15 protein-coding genes and 1 pseudogene are annotated in these 17589 nt (G+C 41.5%); 3 read left to right on the forward strand and 13 right to left on the reverse strand.

Annotated elements, in window-relative coordinates; translation table 11 throughout:
* Positions 1-151: 151 nt before the first annotated feature.
* From ACQ5BJ_RS18885 to ACQ5BJ_RS18900, 4 genes are all read right to left on the reverse strand, one after another.
* Positions 152-2209, reverse strand: a complete 2058-nt coding sequence (locus tag ACQ5BJ_RS18885; protein ID WP_005545360.1) for a serine hydrolase domain-containing protein — start codon at positions 2207-2209, stop codon at positions 152-154.
* 137 nt (positions 2210-2346) lie between these two features.
* Positions 2347-3618, reverse strand: a complete 1272-nt coding sequence (locus ACQ5BJ_RS18890; protein WP_268599178.1) for an ATP-binding protein — start codon at positions 3616-3618, stop codon at positions 2347-2349.
* A 1-nt stretch (position 3619) separates the two neighbouring features.
* Positions 3620-4360: a LytR/AlgR family response regulator transcription factor gene (locus tag ACQ5BJ_RS18895; protein ID WP_005545364.1), complete on the reverse strand. Its 741-nt coding sequence runs from the start codon at positions 4358-4360 to the stop codon at positions 3620-3622.
* A 219-nt stretch (positions 4361-4579) separates the two neighbouring features.
* Positions 4580-5023, reverse strand: a complete 444-nt coding sequence (locus ACQ5BJ_RS18900; RefSeq protein ID WP_005545366.1) for a cell wall hydrolase — start codon at positions 5021-5023, stop codon at positions 4580-4582.
* A gap of 61 nt (positions 5024-5084) precedes the next feature.
* On the opposite strand from ACQ5BJ_RS18900, the gene ACQ5BJ_RS18905 reads away from it, so the two are divergent.
* Positions 5085-5300 (forward strand): hypothetical protein, encoded by a 216-nt coding sequence (locus ACQ5BJ_RS18905; protein WP_268599177.1) that lies wholly within the window; start codon positions 5085-5087, stop codon positions 5298-5300.
* A gap of 8 nt (positions 5301-5308) precedes the next feature.
* On the opposite strand, the gene ACQ5BJ_RS18910 is transcribed toward ACQ5BJ_RS18905, so the two are convergent.
* The 5 genes and pseudogenes from ACQ5BJ_RS18910 to ACQ5BJ_RS18930 form a co-directional block, all read right to left on the reverse strand.
* Positions 5309-5926 (reverse strand): VanZ family protein, encoded by a 618-nt coding sequence (locus tag ACQ5BJ_RS18910; RefSeq protein ID WP_005545368.1) that lies wholly within the window; start codon positions 5924-5926, stop codon positions 5309-5311.
* Between the two features lie 61 nt (positions 5927-5987).
* Entirely contained in the window at positions 5988-6851 is an 864-nt protein-coding gene (vanY, locus tag ACQ5BJ_RS18915) for a VanY-A/VanY-F/VanY-M family D-Ala-D-Ala carboxypeptidase (protein ID WP_005545369.1), read from the reverse strand.
* Between the two features lie 109 nt (positions 6852-6960).
* On the reverse strand, positions 6961-8067 hold the full coding sequence (locus ACQ5BJ_RS18920) for a HAMP domain-containing sensor histidine kinase (RefSeq protein ID WP_268599176.1): 1107 nt from the start codon (positions 8065-8067) through the stop codon (positions 6961-6963).
* A gap of 81 nt (positions 8068-8148) precedes the next feature.
* Positions 8149-8567: pseudogene (locus ACQ5BJ_RS18925) on the reverse strand (response regulator transcription factor); the annotation flags it as partial.
* A gap of 539 nt (positions 8568-9106) precedes the next feature.
* Positions 9107-9667: a TetR/AcrR family transcriptional regulator gene (locus ACQ5BJ_RS18930; protein WP_430111944.1), complete on the reverse strand. Its 561-nt coding sequence runs from the start codon at positions 9665-9667 to the stop codon at positions 9107-9109.
* 151 nt (positions 9668-9818) lie between these two features.
* Between ACQ5BJ_RS18930 and ACQ5BJ_RS18935 the strand changes: the two genes are divergently transcribed.
* Complete coding sequence (locus tag ACQ5BJ_RS18935) at positions 9819-10772, forward strand: DsbA family protein (RefSeq protein WP_268622901.1); 954 nt, start codon at positions 9819-9821, stop codon at positions 10770-10772.
* A gap of 229 nt (positions 10773-11001) precedes the next feature.
* Here ACQ5BJ_RS18935 and rlmH read toward each other — a convergent pair whose 3' ends face one another.
* Positions 11002-11481, reverse strand: coding sequence for a 23S rRNA (pseudouridine(1915)-N(3))-methyltransferase RlmH (rlmH, locus tag ACQ5BJ_RS18940; protein WP_040735637.1), 480 nt, complete (start codon positions 11479-11481; stop codon positions 11002-11004).
* 270 nt (positions 11482-11751) lie between these two features.
* On the opposite strand from rlmH, the gene ACQ5BJ_RS18945 reads away from it, so the two are divergent.
* Positions 11752-11919 carry a hypothetical protein gene (locus ACQ5BJ_RS18945; RefSeq protein WP_005545381.1) on the forward strand — a complete coding sequence of 56 codons (168 nt, stop codon included), beginning with the start codon at positions 11752-11754 and terminating at the stop codon, positions 11917-11919.
* A 91-nt stretch (positions 11920-12010) separates the two neighbouring features.
* Here ACQ5BJ_RS18945 and ACQ5BJ_RS18950 read toward each other — a convergent pair whose 3' ends face one another.
* The 3 genes from ACQ5BJ_RS18950 to ACQ5BJ_RS18960 are packed head-to-tail and all read right to left on the reverse strand — an operon-like array spanning position 12011 to position 17521.
* Positions 12011-12145 (reverse strand): S-layer homology domain-containing protein, encoded by a 135-nt coding sequence (locus ACQ5BJ_RS18950; RefSeq protein ID WP_430111947.1) that lies wholly within the window; start codon positions 12143-12145, stop codon positions 12011-12013.
* The gene (locus tag ACQ5BJ_RS18955) at positions 12085-12501 is read right to left on the reverse strand and encodes an S-layer homology domain-containing protein (protein ID WP_430111949.1); all 417 of its coding nucleotides are present in this window, start codon (positions 12499-12501) and stop codon (positions 12085-12087) included. The genes ACQ5BJ_RS18950 and ACQ5BJ_RS18955 overlap by 61 nt, the downstream gene beginning before the upstream one ends.
* A complete protein-coding gene (locus ACQ5BJ_RS18960) occupies positions 12467-17521 on the reverse strand; it encodes a phosphodiester glycosidase family protein (protein WP_430111951.1) in 5055 nt (1684 codons plus the stop codon). Before ACQ5BJ_RS18960 ends, ACQ5BJ_RS18955 begins: the two co-directional genes overlap by 35 nt.
* Positions 17522-17589: the final 68 nt, after the last annotated feature.

Below are 17589 nucleotides of genomic sequence, written 5' to 3' on the forward strand. Positions count from 1 at the left end.
AGATGGACAAAACGGTACATAAATCAATCTGCTCTTTTTTTTTGTACCGATCTTTCTCTTTGCGTCCTTCCAAGTTACCTGAGCATTGGACAAGAACTTATATCCATAAATCAAAAAGTCCGCTAGTTAGGCGGACTTCAATGCTCCAAATCTATTTATTCTTCAATTCAATTTTAAATACATCACCCGCTTTTCCGCCAAAAACGATCATCCCACCTTCAGGCAGTACTACCGAATGATTGTTAGTAACCTTTGAGAAGTTCACAGCCATTCCATTCTTGTCGTAAACGGCAAATCCCCCACTTGCCGGAGTCTTAACGTTCATGACTCGATTGGCTGATTTTTCATCGATTTTATACCATTTCGCCTGACCACTCGATGGTATGATGATGCTTAATGAATCCTTGCCATCATAAAGGATTGGAACAGCATCTTCATTGATATAAGAGAATCCATCAATCTTTAAATACTCCGTCTGTCCTTCTTTATAAAAGTTGAGATCAAATACATCTCTTCCGGCCATAATCGGAATTTGGATAGCATTTACTGCTTGATTCTCATTAACAATTTTAGTCCCATTTGCGTATCCATGATCCATATCAACGGATATTGTCTTTGCTATCATTGGCGTGGCCAGATAAAATGCAGAAGTTATCTTTTCATCCACCCTATAATAACTTTTTCCGTTTCTATTTTCCCATACCTTTTTAGTTGTTTGTTGGAGTGGATTGGAATCCAGCTTTTGATAGGCATAGAACACCATCATGGACTGACCTAATCCTTGGTTATTCGTATAAGCGTTAAGCTTCACATATGTTCTTCCATTTGTTTGTTTGTCAAAGCTTAATGTTACACTGCCATCTTTGCTTTTGAATTGTCCATCGCCCGTATACACATATGTTTGTGCGGGTATCAACCCTCCGTTTTGTGCAGGTAAATCAATCACTCCGTTCTTAATCTCCATATTTATGGTTGAATCCCTTGTACCATACAATCCAGCATAAGAAAGCATTTCAGACGGCATGTTCACCTTCAAGGAAGGTTTAAATGTTTTCTCGGGTAGAATTTCCTTAATATGCCCCTTGTCTTTTAAGTATTCTAATAAAACTTTAGTTTCAAATGCAAGATTGAATACGGAAGACCCTCCTGAAGAAAGCACAGCCATAGAAATATTATGTTCTGGTATTGTAATCAAGGAACCGTGATAAGTAGCGACGTCTCCACCTTTGGATAATGCCGTTATTCCGTAATCATCAAACGCTGGCAAGCGAACAGTGTCCCAACCAAGACCATAGTTAAAGGCGTTCGCTTTTTCAGAAACCCATATTCCTCTTTTATATTCAGGACCTTGCATGGCTTTGGCTGATTGTTTAGATAGAACATCCGTTCGATTACCTATTAACATATCTGCAAACTTAGTTAAGTCTTCTGCAGTTGAGTAGAGCCCGCCTGACCCAAGGGTGTTAGCATTCTCGATGGGTAAAGCCTGATCCATCGTAGGAAAGTAAGCTTTGGCTACCCTTTCTCTATCAAATTGATCAAGTGGTGTTTTCGTTGAGCTTAAATTCAGAGGCGTGCTCACATATTTCGCAAGGAATTCGGTATAGCTCATACCGCTCACTCGTTCAATCATGATTTCAAGCAGATCAAACCCATCGTTTACATAAACGGAGAATTCACCTGGATTTGAATTTAAATGTTCCGATTGTAACTTGTTCAATAATTCATCGTGGACTATTGTATCATTGTCATCAAATAAAGAACTATTCGGAAGATGAGTACCGTAAAGCCCTGACGAATGATTCATTAACATACGAGGGGTAATCTTTTTATATCTTTCATCTGCCATTTTGAAGTCTTTGATATACGTTGTAAGTGGCTTATCAATATCAATTTTATTAGCATCAGCTAGCATCATCGCTGCAGCAGACACATGCATTTTACTTATCGAGCCTATACCAAACATAGTGTCTTTGGTGATCGGAGCTTTGGAAGCTTTATCGTTTACACCGGCGTTATCTGATAAAACAATGGATCCCTTATCCATAATGGCATACTGCACACCACTTGCACCAGAGACGGAAAGGAGCTTCGAAGCTTGCACCTTTGCCCTTTCTTTTACAGTAGCCGGATTCGTTTCAGCAAAAGCTGGGCTGACCGGAATGGCAATAAGCAAAGCGGCCATCCCTACAGAAACCATTCTCTTCATTATTCATTCCTCCTTGTAATTCGTTCTAGATTATACTTTCTGAATTCATCATACATGGAGGAAGGCTGCTGTATTCAAATACGCCCTGAAACGAAAAAAACAATCCCTAAACAACATGTTGTCTAAGGATTGTTCGTTTAAAATGGCAGGAGGACCATATTATTAAATACTTTATGTTTCGTTTCAATGGTCATATGACCACCGTACTTGTCGCAGATTCTAGCGATATTGGTTAATCCAATACCATGAAATTCAGGAGATGGTTTTTGGCTATGTAAGTGGGCAACTTCATTCTCCATATAATTCAAGATGTGAATGAGTAGAGTAGACTCGGTAGAATGTATTTTTATAAGAATGTACCTATCTTCTGCGATCGTTAACTTTTTAGAAGCTTCTATTGCGTTATCTAGCATATTTCCAATGACAACACATAAGTCATAACGGTCTATATGGATTTCTTGCGACCATAAATTAAGCTTTATATCTATTCTAATGCCATTGGCATGTCCAATATTAAGCGTATTTGTAATAAGAGCATCTATAACCAGATTCCCCGTATTAACCCGCTGATACGCTCCTTCGACTTTATTTAATGTTGTCTTAATATGTTCCATTGCAGCTGCTAACTCATTTCGCTTTATACATTCTTCAATATATAAAAACTGTTGATTCGTATCATGAATAATTCTTTTAATGGATTTGAAGCTGTGAACGACCTTTTCGTAATTCGCATCTTGATAATCCATCTGATGTTGCAGCTGAGTATGTTCTTGCATGAATTTATATTTATCAATAATCGAATCAAAAATATAGATAATCATAACGTTTAAGAAAAGAAAGCCAATAGCGGAAATAAAATAATAGACGGTCTTATAATTTAGAATATATAGGTGATATATACTCATAAGTGGAATAGCCGAAATTAATACGTAGTAACGATAATGCAAAGAGTAACTACTATGTCTTGCAAGTGGTCGTATGATCTGAATGATGGCAAACATGATGATGAAAGAGAGTAAAATAGCTTTCATGTAGACAATTTTATTAGTTTCATTTACAGGGTCAAAGCTAAACTCAACTGAATCTAGGGTATAAAAAATATAAAGAGATATACAAGTAACGAGAGACATTAAAACGCTGTAAAGCATAGAGAAAATGATCTTCGTTTTCATCTCTACTTGATAAGATTGTACGATACTAAATATCATAAGCAAGGCTAGAATCGAAGATAAAATTGGTGAGACGGGAATAACAAGATATAGGAAATCGAGCAGCCCAAAGATAATAAAGTAAATGAATCGGTTATGTTTTTTAGCTGATTTACCAAAAACCGAGTTGAAGAAAAAATTAAGTTGAACGCCCATCACAAGTACAATTGTAAAAACAACAAGTAAATTATTTTGAATCATATTATTCGATCTTCCTAATCATATATTTGGTATAAACATCTTTAACCTCTTTGATTTTAGAACGGCCTATGGGTAATTCCAATCCATTGGACATGAGAACAACTCCGCTAGCAAACTTTCTCACATGAAGTAGATTAATGATAATGGAACGGTGGATTTGCAGGAAGTTACTGTCTTTTAAAGCTAAAGCATAATCTGCAATAATTCCTTTGCTTTTATAGGTTTGATCAGTAGTAATAAAATGTAGTTTGCTCTTTATCGTTAAGCTTTTGGCAGCTTCAATACTAATAAGGTCGTCATATTTAATCATGATTGATTCATAGGCTGACTTGATGACCATAAACTTTTTATCAAGTGTTTGAAAGTACTGGCATAGTTTGATGATTTTCTCCTCCAAGATCGAGGGGGCAACAGGTTTTATCAAATACTGGAATGTCATGACATCAAAACTTTCTACCATATATTCAGGGTAGCTTGTCAGAAAAATAATTTGTTCATCCAAGTTATGTAACGCTCTTATTCTACGAGCTGTCTGAATCCCGTTCAGACCACCTATTTCGATATCCAAAATTAGAATATGGAACGGGGGTTCATTGGTCTCATAATGAGATACCAATTGCTCTCCCGAGCCGAATAATTCGATTTCAAATTCTATATTTGTCTTTATCGACAAAGTAATCAGGATGCCCTTAACAATCTCTCTTTGTTTTTCCTCATCATCGCAAATAGCCACTCTATACATAAATGATGCACTCCTCGACTATTTGAATTTTATAGTAATAGATTTTAGACGAAATGCAGATTTGAATCCCTTGAATCACTTCTAACCCGGCAACAACTTTATTCCACTAGACCAAAAAAAGCCGCGATTTACGCGGCTCTTAATGAGATAAAGTTCAGACAACCGATATGACTGTGACAAGTCAGGATAAGAGATTCTGAGCTCTTTTCGTTCATACAATTAAAACGTATTATATATATCTTCACATTCTGCCGCGGTCGGTTCATAAAAACAGTGCTTCTTCCATCTTCCTGCGAGCGGCTGATTATACCAGGTTTCCGGACATGGTCCGGGATTTTCGAACGTTCCTGGACGGAAATACCACAGGGCGAATTTGGCTGGCCAACTTCGCTCCCCGTTCACAGCACGTCGCGCCAGACGGCGTTCCCTCTCTCTTGCGTTTTGATAGTACATACCATGTTGTAACGCTTCGAACGCATGCGGCTGGTTGATCATTTGGGGAATTGTCCGGATGTCTTTAAAGTCGGAGCAATTCACTCTTATTCGGTTAATGCCAACACTTCCAACATGGAGCATGCCCGTTTCGCCTTCGGTCTCAGCTTCAGCTCGAAGCAACCTTGCCAACATATCAATATCCTGTTGCCTGGCTTTTACGACTGCCATTTGCTCACCTCTTTAGATATCTCTAGACTCATCATATTGTAGGCGAAGCGGATATGTTACTATGGCAAAAATAAAGAGCGATAACATCAAACATCATTGTACAATACAATCCGCAGGTAACTGCACGGTCAGCGCCATCTCGGTAACCATCCCACTGTTCGAAAGCCGCTTGTGCCCAGAATTGCAGCAAGGTGTAGACCGTAAACTTACGCACGGTCTCATGGTAGCCTACCAGTTCGGCCAAATGTATTTTTGTATTTTATTGGATAATCGATAGGCGTGCATTTAGAAAATTTTTCGAAATAAAATTGGATAATGAAGTAGTATCATACCTGTAAATGAACAAACTAAATAAAAAACAGCCTCGTATTTTACGACTAAAGAGGAAATATCAGGTTTTATTTCACCTCTTTTATATATCATTTTAAATAAAGCTCTATATATTAAATACCCAATAATCGCGCCTAGGGTGTTCATAAGTAAATCATCAATATCTGTAATCCTATGATTTAGCAATTGACTTAGCTCAATAGCCAATGAGAAAAATAATCCAGTATATGCAACATTTTTGATTGTTCTAAACTGCGGCCAAATAGTTGGCAATAAAAATCCTAACGGCATAAATAAAATAATGTTCAAAATATATGTAGTAATACCTTCAGAAGCAAAGGGGAGTAAGTTGATTTCACTTATACGAATTAATGTTTCATATTTTCCTATCACCCATATATTTCCTACCCCCGTCACCATATACACTAGCGCAAGGTAGAAAAGAAAAACATACACCCATAGAAAATGCTTAATAGATAATTTTTTTTGCGCCTTTAATAAAAATCCAGTTTGAAACACAATACAAAAAATAATAGTACAAAAATAAGTATACAAAACTGTAGCTGCAAGCATATTAGAATACGTCTCCTAACTTTACATTTAAACCAATGACTTTATCATTTTAGAACCTAATTCAAGAAAATGAGGTCACAATCACTCCATCTATATTATTACCGGATATTTCATGATGTTCATTCGCTGGTACTTCAACTTCAATTGTCTCATTTTGAGAAATGGGGTAATATGAAATTGTATATTTTGTCCCATCAACACTAACAGAAATGCTCTTTTCTTCTTTTAAATAATCCAAATATTCTTCCAAAGCTAAATTCATTTCCTGCATAATCACACTGTGAGGCAAGCCGACATAACGAATATGCCAAGGTTCATAATGAATTCCTGTAACAACCGTTTTATCCAAGGGATAGCGTAATATAAATCCGTATTCCCAAGAATTTTTTTCTATCCACCTTCCTTCAGGTGCTTTATCCATCTTCATTTGAGTAGATCCCACATCAAGCGATAACCCCAAATTGTGTTCGCTATGACCTGCTGGCAAAGCAAAATCAGAACCCATTTCTTCGTAAAGTCTGCTTTGCTCATCTAAGTCTCGAAAACCACTGCTAATTAAAAAGTGCCAAACCCCATCTTTTTTGGCATCAGCTATCATCTTGGAAAATTTTTTAGCTATTTCTTCTGACAATTTAATTTCGTTATCAAGTAACCCATACCCCTTTGTCAATTCTTCGTGCGTAAATAAATTTATGACATCTGATTTTATACTCTTTTGGCGAACAGGATGTTCATTGTTGACCAAGAGTAGATTCCCATGATAGATTTGTTCTTCCGTAAGCTCAATCTTTTGGATATTTTCAGTAGCTGTATTATCATTTTGTTCATATTTTTGAATATCTACTTTATCTTTGGATATCGGTAATATATTAAAAATAAAAACTAGAAATAATGCAAAAACCAATAAAAAACCCCACTTTTTCATTTTTAGTCTCCTCCTTGATGTAACTTGTTTATAGGATAGGAAAAACTTTTAAAATAAAAAGTGGGGTAAATTTTAAATTTTCCTTAAATTTTTCATTTGGATTTTACACTTAATCTCTTTGGGAATCCTCCATTGGTAATCGGACTTCAAATATAGTGCGTATTAAATCACTTTCGGCAGTTATTGTCCCATTGTGTTGCTCTACTATATTCTTCGCAATGAATAAACCGAGACCTGTGCTATTTTCTTGATGAGTTCGTGCTTTGTCACCAGTAAAAAGCATATCGAAAATATGAGGCAGTTCATCTGGAGGAATGGCGTCCCCATAATTGATAACTTGAATAACTACTTCCTTTGAATCAATAGAGCCGTTGATATCTACATACTGCCCATCATATCCATAACGGTTTGCATTAATTAGAAGATTTTCAAACACACGCGCCAACAACTCTCCATCACCCATAATAGATAAAGGGGAAGTAATATTCGTTCTTGCTATCAAATCGTTTTTCTCTAAGACAGGATACAACTCTTCTTTTAATTGAATAAGTAGCTCGCTTAAATCGATTTGTTTCTTTTCAATTGGTAACATGCCATAATTCATCCTAGTTATTTCGAATAATTCATCAATCAACCGTTCTAGGCGTTGAGATTTAGTAAAGGCAATCGTTAAAAAATGCCTGATCTGATTTTCAGTCAAGCTATCATCCTTAAGGATTAAATCTAAATAACCTAAAACAGAGGTAAGAGGTGTGCGCAAATCATGAGCCAAATTCACTACTAACTGCTCTTTACTATTTTCCGAAAAGTCACCCCTTTCTATAGCCTTTTCCAATTTTTCACTTGCCTGATTAATGCCTTGTGCAATATCACTAAATTCATCATTTGACAATATTTGAACTCGATGCTTAAAGTCACCCTGAGCGAGATAATGAATTCCTTTTGAAATCTCATTGAAATAGGCAGAATAGGGTTTTGTAAGTAAAAAGAAAAACAATATCGAAAGCAGGATAAATAACAGTAAAAAGACGTTAAGGTCTCCAATATTTTGTATGATTTTGCGAAAATAAGCTAGTGTATCTCCATAACTAACATTTGTATAATAATACAATTGGAGTACTTTAAAGAGTAGGTATGTTATGGCGCTAGACAACAACATGCTTAAACATAACAATAATATCATTTTTGAACGAAAGCCTCGTAGTATTTTAACCATTGAGTTTATAATCTACCTCCATACCTTCTAAAAAATGTCTTCTGCACTATAAACTTTATTTGGATAACTGGTTAATAACTATAAAATTTCAAACTCTTTCGGTGTTGACTCAATATTCTTACCATATATAGTAACTGTACGTTGTTCAGGAGAAATCGTTAATCCTCCAAATTCCAAGTTTGAGTTCTGTTTGAATGGTTTCGTCATATAATCGTTTGCTCCAATCACGAGTCCCTGCACTTTATCAAAATCAGACATTTTCGCGCTCAAAAAATAATGGGCATATTATGTTTTTCGCGAATGCAATGTGCAACCTTATATCCATCCATTTTCGGCATCGCAATATTCAAAATAAGTAAATCAATGTGTTAAGTCTGGATAACATTAATATTTTCTTGCCCATCCGATACCTTAATGACACGATACCCTTCTAAATGTATAGCAACCAAATCAGCAATTTCAACATAATCGTCACCTATTAATATTGCTATATTTTCCATTCATTCTACTCATATACAAAATTATCATTAATTGAACTTAATTTTGAGCAGCAGAACTGCATGTAACTGAACAATAAATATTGTCACGCCTGTTGATTATCCAATAAAATACAAAAATATCACATCAAAAAGGACGCCTTTTCAGTAAAATCTATTGCACCACACAACACGATTTGAAAGAGGCGACCTCCTGATAAGGATAAACTTTCGCCCATATTTTAGCCTCGATAAGATTGAAGTAAATGGACTTAATAATTGGTCTAACATACTTTCCCCCCGTGATATATCCTCTTAGATGTCCAGTATATTTTACCGATGAAATTTACCAACACTTGTGGTAAATTTCATAGCCAACAGCCTTTCTAGCGGATAAATAGAATGAAGCCATTTCTCTTGAAACGCTGGAGGACGCCCACCCAGACATTTTTTATGGATTTTGATTTCATTCCTGAATCTTGTAGTTAGTTTATTGCATAACTGCTTTGCCAATTTAGCTCTGCTTTCCATCTCTTAATACTCGGCAGAGTCAGCTTTAACCCTCACCCCTGTTCAATGCCCGACATCAGAAAGGGAATAGCGGGGTGAATAAATGCTTCCGGCGATAATTCCTTCCCCTTTCTCCTCCACTCCACAGAAGCACCATATAACCCCCAACTTAAAAGGAGCGCTGTGATTTTTAGCGATTCATCCGCCGCCATCGTCAGTTGTTTTCGCAGCATTTTATAGAAGATAATCTCGAGCTGCTCTCGAATAATACGAGCAATGGTCTCATCGTATCCTCGATGACACCGATTGGATAGCGCGCTCTGGAAATCTGTTATAGCTACGAAAATATCAATAATCGTTGCTTCATTCAGCACGCTATTCCCAAAGTCTATCGCATTCAAATTAATCAAAAGCACTTCGGATAAAACCTTGTCGAGCAAATCATATATGTCTTCAAAGTGATAGTAGAACGTTGCCCGATTAATCATCGCCTCTGTCGTAATATCCTTCACGGTAATATCCTTGAATTCTTTTTTACCTGAAAGTTCAATAAAAGACTCCATGATTAACTTACGCGTTCGTAAAATTCGGGGGTCTGTCTTGGATTTCGTCATTCCTGTCCCTCCAACATTTTAAACAGATGTGCCCATGTGTTGTATAAACGACAAATCACATGATCTATTGGTGTTCCGGTACATTTATTATGGCTAAAATGGGATTGTAAAAGCAAAGTGATCTTTCGGAAACTTCAAGGAGGCAACCATCATGGCAAATGACGATAAACGAATAGTCAGCGATAATCATATGATTTGTGATCTTGAGACCGGTGTCTGCGGCGTAGCTGGGGAAGAAGAAGTGGAAATGATTGATTTCAATCCACCCCACAAATCCATTACAGTTTATTATGTGACGGATCCAATCTGCTCACACTGCTGGGCGCTTGACCCTGTCCTAAGACGATTTAAAACGCAGTATGGACATGTTTTTAACTTCCAAACGGTAATGGGCGGGCTGCTCGAAAAATGGGGGGATGAGCCGGTCGATCCCCGTAACGGTATATCTGGACCTGCTCATGTCTTCGACCATTGGCGAGAGGTTGGGGAATACTCGCGGATGCCAATTGACGGTTCGCTGATGCTAAGCGATCCCGTTCAATCCTCTTACCCACCCTCTCGTGTATTTAAAGTGATTCAGCAACATCATGGCAATGCAGTAGCCTATGATTACTTAAGACGATCACGAGAAGCTTTATTCGCATTTAATCGAAATATCGCGGAGGAATCCGTCATGATTGACATCGTAAATCAGCTTGGACTGGATGGAGAAGCGATCGTTCAAGATGCTGAACATCGATCCGGCCAATCCTTATTGAATGAGGATTTTAGACTCGCTAGAAGCCTTGGCGTTCGAGGTTTCCCAACGATCGTCATGATCAATGAAGAGAATAAAGGAGTCAAAATCGTAGGTAGTCGTCCGTTGGAGTCTTACGTTGAGGGCCTTCAGCAAGTGTTGAATACGGGAGAAATTAAGCCAAGGCAACAACCATCGCTTTCGAACTTGCTTTCGCAAGAAAAGCTATTATTTTCTAAAGAAATTGAAGTGATGTATGAGATCGACAAGTCGGGGATCAATGCTTTTGTTGAAAAAGAACTTGCACCAGGAAGTTATGAAATAGGGAATCTCTTAGGGGAGTTCTACTATACAACAAAGAGTTCTTGATGGGGAACGTTGAAAATGAACGAAAATAAAGTTAAGGACAAAGAGCTGGCTAATGGGCTGCTCTTTGTCTTTTTACATAGAAATGGATAAATTTCTTGGGCGGATATCGCCTATGAGTTGGGGTACAGTCAGTCAGCAGCATTTCATTACGGCTTTCGGACGCGTGCTTGAAATAGAGATAATGCCCGCAAACATATTCGTACCTTCTCCACAACATTATTTTTCACCGTCACTTATGGTACGGTTCACCTCGATTTATCTTCACTGCACGGTAGATCTGCTCCACGAGTACCAAGCGCATCAACTGGTGCGGCAGTGTCATGCGGCCGAAGGACAGCTTCGAATTCGCTCGGCGAAGAACCGCATCAGATAGCCCGTTAGAACCGCCTATGACAAAGGCAACATTGCTTGTCCCGTACGTCGCCAACCGATCGAGCTGCGAGGCCAAGTCCTCACTAGACCAAAGCTGCCCATCTATCGCGAGAGCCACGACATGGGCATCCTGCTTAATGTGGCCAAGAATACGCTCTCCCTCACGATCCTTAACCTGCTCCAGCTCAGCATCGCTCATTTTCTCGGGTGCCTGCTCATCCGGTACCTCTGACACCTGGAATTTCACATATGGAGCCAGCCGCTTGCTGTACTCCGCAATGCCCTGCACCAAGTATTTCTCCTTCAGTTTCCCTACGCATACCAATTGAATGTTCATTGTTGCTGTTAACCCCGTTTCCTGATCTTAATCACCATATAAAAAGAGAGAACAATCCATGCCCTCCCTATGATCCAGCATATATATAGTTAGTGTACCCGACATTTATCTCCTTCGTCCATGTTGGCAATCAGCCGCCTGATATCACAAATTTTCAAAATAAAACAAAAAACTTTTGTACCCAAACGCGTAAAAGCGTGATAGAATACATCTATGCAAATATTTACATCGGCTTTTTAACCAACAACTACAACCTTGGAGGTGTAAAGAATGGCGACGATCATTCTGTACATGGCTTACTTGCTAATTCCGGTACTCAGCTTTCTATTTCTGTTCAACCTGCTCGACAACAACAAGAAGAGAACACAATATTCCGTCTACTACTCGTCCATAATGTCGGCATTCTGCCTCATCGTGTTCTTGTCAGGGCAGCTCTAAACTAATAGCGATTATGATTGTTAAAAACTTGACATGCAAAAGGGGCTGGATAACCGGCCCCTTTATTTGTGCCTTCATATGGAGTTCGTTGTTACTCATGAACTCGCTTCAGAATCCGCTCCAGGAAGACAGCAGCTTCTGCTCTCGTTGCATGTCCCTGTGGAGTCAGCTTCTTCCCGCTTCCTTGGATGAGGCCCTCACGAAGCGGACTCGCCAAGCTATCCATAGAACCTGAATATCATTGTAATCCGTGAACACTCGAAGTGCTTCCGTACCGCTTGCCACGTTCAATTTGCTGAGCTTCGCAAGCGCTCGTGCCGTAAATGTGAACATTTCCTGCCGCGTAATTGTATCGTTCGGGCCAAATGTCCGCGCGTCTCTTCCCAAGATAAGTCCCTGCTCCTTCGCAGCCGTAACGGCACCTGCATAATAGGCATTTGCAGGAACATCCTCGAAGCCGCTCATCGTCTGTGCAGATTGCAGCTTTAACGTTCTTGTCAGCAGGACAACGAAGTCGGCACGTGTTATCTGTGTATTTGACGCAAAGCTACTCTGTTTTACTGCCAGCATCCCGCTTCGCATGGACAACAATCCTTCCGTTATCCAGCTTCGCTGCTCCCGGATCAAGCTTCGGCGGCTCTGGACGCTTGTTCTCTTCCTTGTGACCGTTCGAACTGGTATTGTCCGTTGGCGGATTTGGAATATTCGCCTTGTCTTGTGACTCCACCTTGAGCTGGAAGTCTGCATACTTCGCTGCATCTGCCGCACTCATAGCCCGAATCAAGGCTGTACCCAGCTTCAGCGCCTTCACAAGCCCATTCAGCGTTACACTTGCAACTCCTTCTGAAGAAGAACCATACACCGACCATACAACCGTTTTATTGCTTGCATTGTCCGGCACTACTGTTGCATTCAGTTGCAGCGTATCGCCAACCTTTAATGTTCCTTCGTTGCGATCAAGTTGGACCTCGTCAATCGTCGTATCCAGCAGGCCATTGACTGTAATGAAACTTTCCCCGTACACGGACTCCACTACACTCGTAGCACGTACAACCGCTGTCCCCTGCTTGTGTCCTGTCACGATACCATCAGACGTTACCGTCACAGCTCCGTCTACTGAAGCATCACGAACTGACCATTTTACGGTCTGATCAGCACCGATAAGAAGCATCTTCGCATTCAACTTTACACTTTCTTTTACAGCCAAACTTACGTCCGTCTGATCAAGCTCGACCGATACAGGCTGCTGCTGTGGCTTGCGAATCGAGAACTCATCAATGACAACATCATTAATGTTCTTCACGAGGAACTTCATCTCGCTGCCAATAATCTCAACGGCTACATAGATTTGCGCCTTCGTTCCGTCTATTTTGTACTGCCAGTCTTGTGCAACAACCTCATAGAACTTCGGCCCTGAGGAGCCCGCTACAATATAAGTTGTCCCTTCTCCCTCGCCAACTGGCTTGCCGCCGCGCAATGGGTACGTTCTTAAGTACACATGGTCATGGCCATTTAATGCCGCATCCACATTAAGTTCATCAAATGTGGATGTCCAAGCATTGCGAATATGCTTCTCATTATTCTTGCTTCCATATGGACCACGATGGAACGTAACGATCTTCCACGTTTTATCCGTTGCGGCCAAATCTCGTCGCAACCATTCCTTTTGCTCTTCGAGGTCGTACTCACTATTCAGCACGGCAATATGAGCATTATGATAATTAAATGAATAATTGCTGCCCTTCAAGCTGTCTATCCCGTTCTGTGGATTGTTGAAATGAGCAAGGAAATCATCATTTTTCCGTGTTCCCGTCACCTCATGGTTACCGACTACCGACACAACTGTTGTCTTCAAGAATGTATCCTGTACTGCCTTGAACCACATATTCCATTCATTTTCCTTAAACCCATCCTCGACCATATCCCCGGCCTGTAGAATGAAGTCATAATCCGGCTGATCAGCCACTGCCTTCCGTACAATATTGCCCCACAGCTCGAATCCCGCTTCATCCGCGGATTGCGAGTCGCCAAAGAAGAGGAATTTCGTACGTGTACCGTCCAGCTCAGCCGTCTTGAACGTGCCCTGCTCACTCACCTTGTCGCTGCCGTTGCCAACACGATACACATATTCCGTTCCAGGCTCAAGCCCTTGAACAACTGCCTTATGCACACGAACCGTACCGATATCCCACGTATGGAGCATATTGCTCGAACCATTCACCCGAATGACATTTGAATAGTTAAAATCGACGAAGTCTTTCTTTTTCGCGATCTCTACCACTGAAACATCCACGTTAATATTGGAATGCCACGTAAAGCCGCGAGAAGTTGCCGGATCAGCTCCCATTGTCACACTTACGTTGTAAGGCAATTCGCTGCCCGCCACCGGGGATACCTTGAACTTCACTACTGGACTGAATCGTGTTCCCTCGTTCGCTTGCAGCTCGTATTCCCGCACTGTCCCCGTCAGCTTATTCGTGGTAAGCTTGCCGTCTGCGCCCGTTACACCCAACTCTGTTCCCTCACGTGTCACGATACGCGCGCCTTGCACAGGAGCGCCAGTCTCATCAACAACCCCAAGCACAGTATCCTGCCCCTCGGTTATGCCGTCCGTGTTCCAATTCAAGCGCAGATGATACTGAATGGCCGCGTGAAGAGGAAGGCCGAAGAAGCTAAAGTCTGCGTTTCCTTTATCTGCCAATCCAATGCTTCCTGATGTAAAATCGACCTTGAACGCACCCGACACATCCGACTTTAGGTGATATTCAATTCTCGCGAGCACTTCGTCATCCCTCAAGTTCAACTGATGCACATCAGAAAACTTTAGATTCACTTTCCCATCCGAGGTAATACTTTCCTCGATATTAGCGGGGCCAAGTTTACCGCCTGCAACTACTTCTATCTTCTCTATCAAATTGGGATCAACGATAAATCCAATGTCAGCACGTTTAATATTGGAAGGCTTGAATCCTTTAACCTCCACCTTGTAAACATTGCCTGCATAAGCATTGTTTGCTCCCGTATATACGAGCTTCGATGACACGGTATCAACGGTAAACATCCATTCTTTTTCTGCCCGATTCCCGTTCATATCACGAATTTTGACCTTCACGACATGAACCCCGTCTGCCAAAGGCACACTCGGTGTATAGTGAATTTCACCCTTCGGTGGATAAAATCCATGCTGAACCAGTTGTCCATCCACATACATGCGCACCTTATCGGGATCAATCAGCGTCGTTGCTGGATGCTTGATTGGATCATATCCGAAAGCTTCCCCGTACACATGGATTTTCGGAGTCGAAGTATGAATTGTACTGCCATCAACCGGAGAGAAATCCTTCAGCACTGGCGGCTCCATGTCATCCGTATTCGGGCCATATAGCGCTCGGATTTGATCGATATAAAGAGTCCCATCGTTCTTGTTTGTATTTTTCGTTTCCATATATCGAATCGGCATGGAAATTTGAAGCGGAAGAGGTCTTCCCTTAGGAACCGCTGCCTCGATATACTTCCAGCCTGTGAACTCAAGGCCCGTCTTCTCATCCGTATAATCAATATCTACTGCAGCCCCATTGCCGTCTCGTAGCTGACCGCGCAGCCAGTGCTTTTTACCGTCGCCATACACCCACGCGCTTATTTTTTCCGGATAGCCAGGAATATCAATATACTTATCCTTGCCTTTCGTATTGATGTATGCGCCTGATATCCCTACTGTATCGGTAAAGTCATATTCCAGCTTTGCAGCCTTACTGCCGAATCGTACAAATTCTTCATCCGCCGTCTCGCTGAGCTTTACACTCTTGTACCTTGCACCACTTTCCTCATAGTAACGATCCAGACCACCCTCGAAATCTTCCAATACAACAGGTTTCAGCCCTATATTTACATCCATTGATGCCTCAATATTACCGTACTTGACGATAATTTTACCGTTCTTATCCGATTCCGACGTTGCGGTAAATACACCGTTAGCATCAATAGAACCGATTGGGCCCTCGACCCTCCACTCAAACTGGCGATTATCGGCAACAACGACTCGCCCATCTCGAATAGCCGTTACCTGCATATTCACTTGTTCGCCGGTAGAAAAAGCCTTTACCTTGTCAGGCAATATGAGGTCTGTCAAATCCTTTACCACCTCGACTTGGCCTTGCCCCTGCACGCCACCTGCAGTCACTGCAACATTTGCGCTCCCTGCAGCAGATCCAGCCGTGAACTTGCCATCCCCTGCTATCGTTCCAAGCGAAGGATCAACAGCCCATTGCAATACATCTGTATATGGAGCTGGATGTCCATTTACATCTACTCCGGCTGCTGCGAATTTGAATGTAGAGCCAACGAGCACTCGCTCCATATTCGGCTGTACGACCAGCTTCGAGGCAGCTCCTTGCTCCGGTGCCTTATTTACGAGCAGCAATCCGTTTGCCGTCTTGCGTTCACTGCCGTCAGATGGACGGTTCAGGACCTTGCGAGTCAGCTCCCCCGGCAGCTTCGCTACGAACGTGGACGAGCCGCCACCATCAAGACACAGCGCATTGACGACACCCATGTCCTTCATTACCTTACCGAAATCATCGTAGGATACCCCTTCACTAAATCCTGGCGCTCGGCCGTCGATCACCATCATGATAATGGAGCCGTCAGCTTTTGTTCCGATTGCCACTCGTGGGTAGAGTGCCTTATCAGGATTCTCTTGCGGCACGCCATCCTTGACCAGCATAAACACGCCGCCGACTGCCATTTTAACGTCCTTCCACTCATCCTCCAGCTCAAAGCTTGCGGAGATTTCATCTCCTACCTTCAGCTGTTCGAGGATTTTACGGTTCTCTGTTCCCGAAGCAGACAGCACGACCTTGCCCGAGGCAAGCGGTGCGTCCCCTTTGTCCTTGCGTATCTCCGCAACCTTGAGCTTTAAGGTGCTGCCGCTCTTTACTTCTCCCGACAGCACATCAAGAATAACTTCGTCGCCGAGATCATTAGTTTTGGTTGAAGTATGAAATACGGATGTGAATAAGGACAGCTTGTCGGCATTTTCACGCATCCGATTAATTTCCGATATTTCATAATCCTTGCCGCTAATGTGAAGCGTTCGCTTCAACTCTGGACTCAGTCCGTATATCGAGGTTCCATCCTTTTTCAATCCATATGCATACCAATCCCACTTAGGCGGCGGACTCACCAATATCTCACTATCACCCATAAATAAGCCAAGAGGCACGCCTGTCGTCATATCATAGAAGTCGCCGTTGATGGCTGCAATAACCCGATTTCCCGCCTTGTCTGCATGATCGGCCATCTTCGTAACACCTGTCATGCCGTACACTTTCCCGTCCGTCATGCCAGGCTGCAAATCCAAGGAAGGATTCTTCGGATCGAACTCTACATAATGAACCTTCTCTTGCCCTTGTGGCAGCTCCATACTGTTCCAGGTATAATTTACCCCAGGTGCAAGCTCCATCTTTCGCTCATCCACAACTTTTCCGAAGCTTCCCTGCCCTGCACTAGACGCCATTGCCATACTGGTACCTGTGAATGCAATCATGGACCAGATCATACACAGAGATAGAACGACCGCCAATCGTTGTCGAATTTGTTTCATCCGTAATGTGTTCCTCCTACCGTGAAATGTACGAGAGGCCTTGCCCTCTCTATAACATGTCTCTATAA

This window comes from Paenibacillus sp. B1-35 (genome assembly GCF_050474385.1).
GTDB classification, from domain to species: Bacteria; Bacillota; Bacilli; order Paenibacillales; family Paenibacillaceae; genus Paenibacillus_B; species Paenibacillus_B alvei.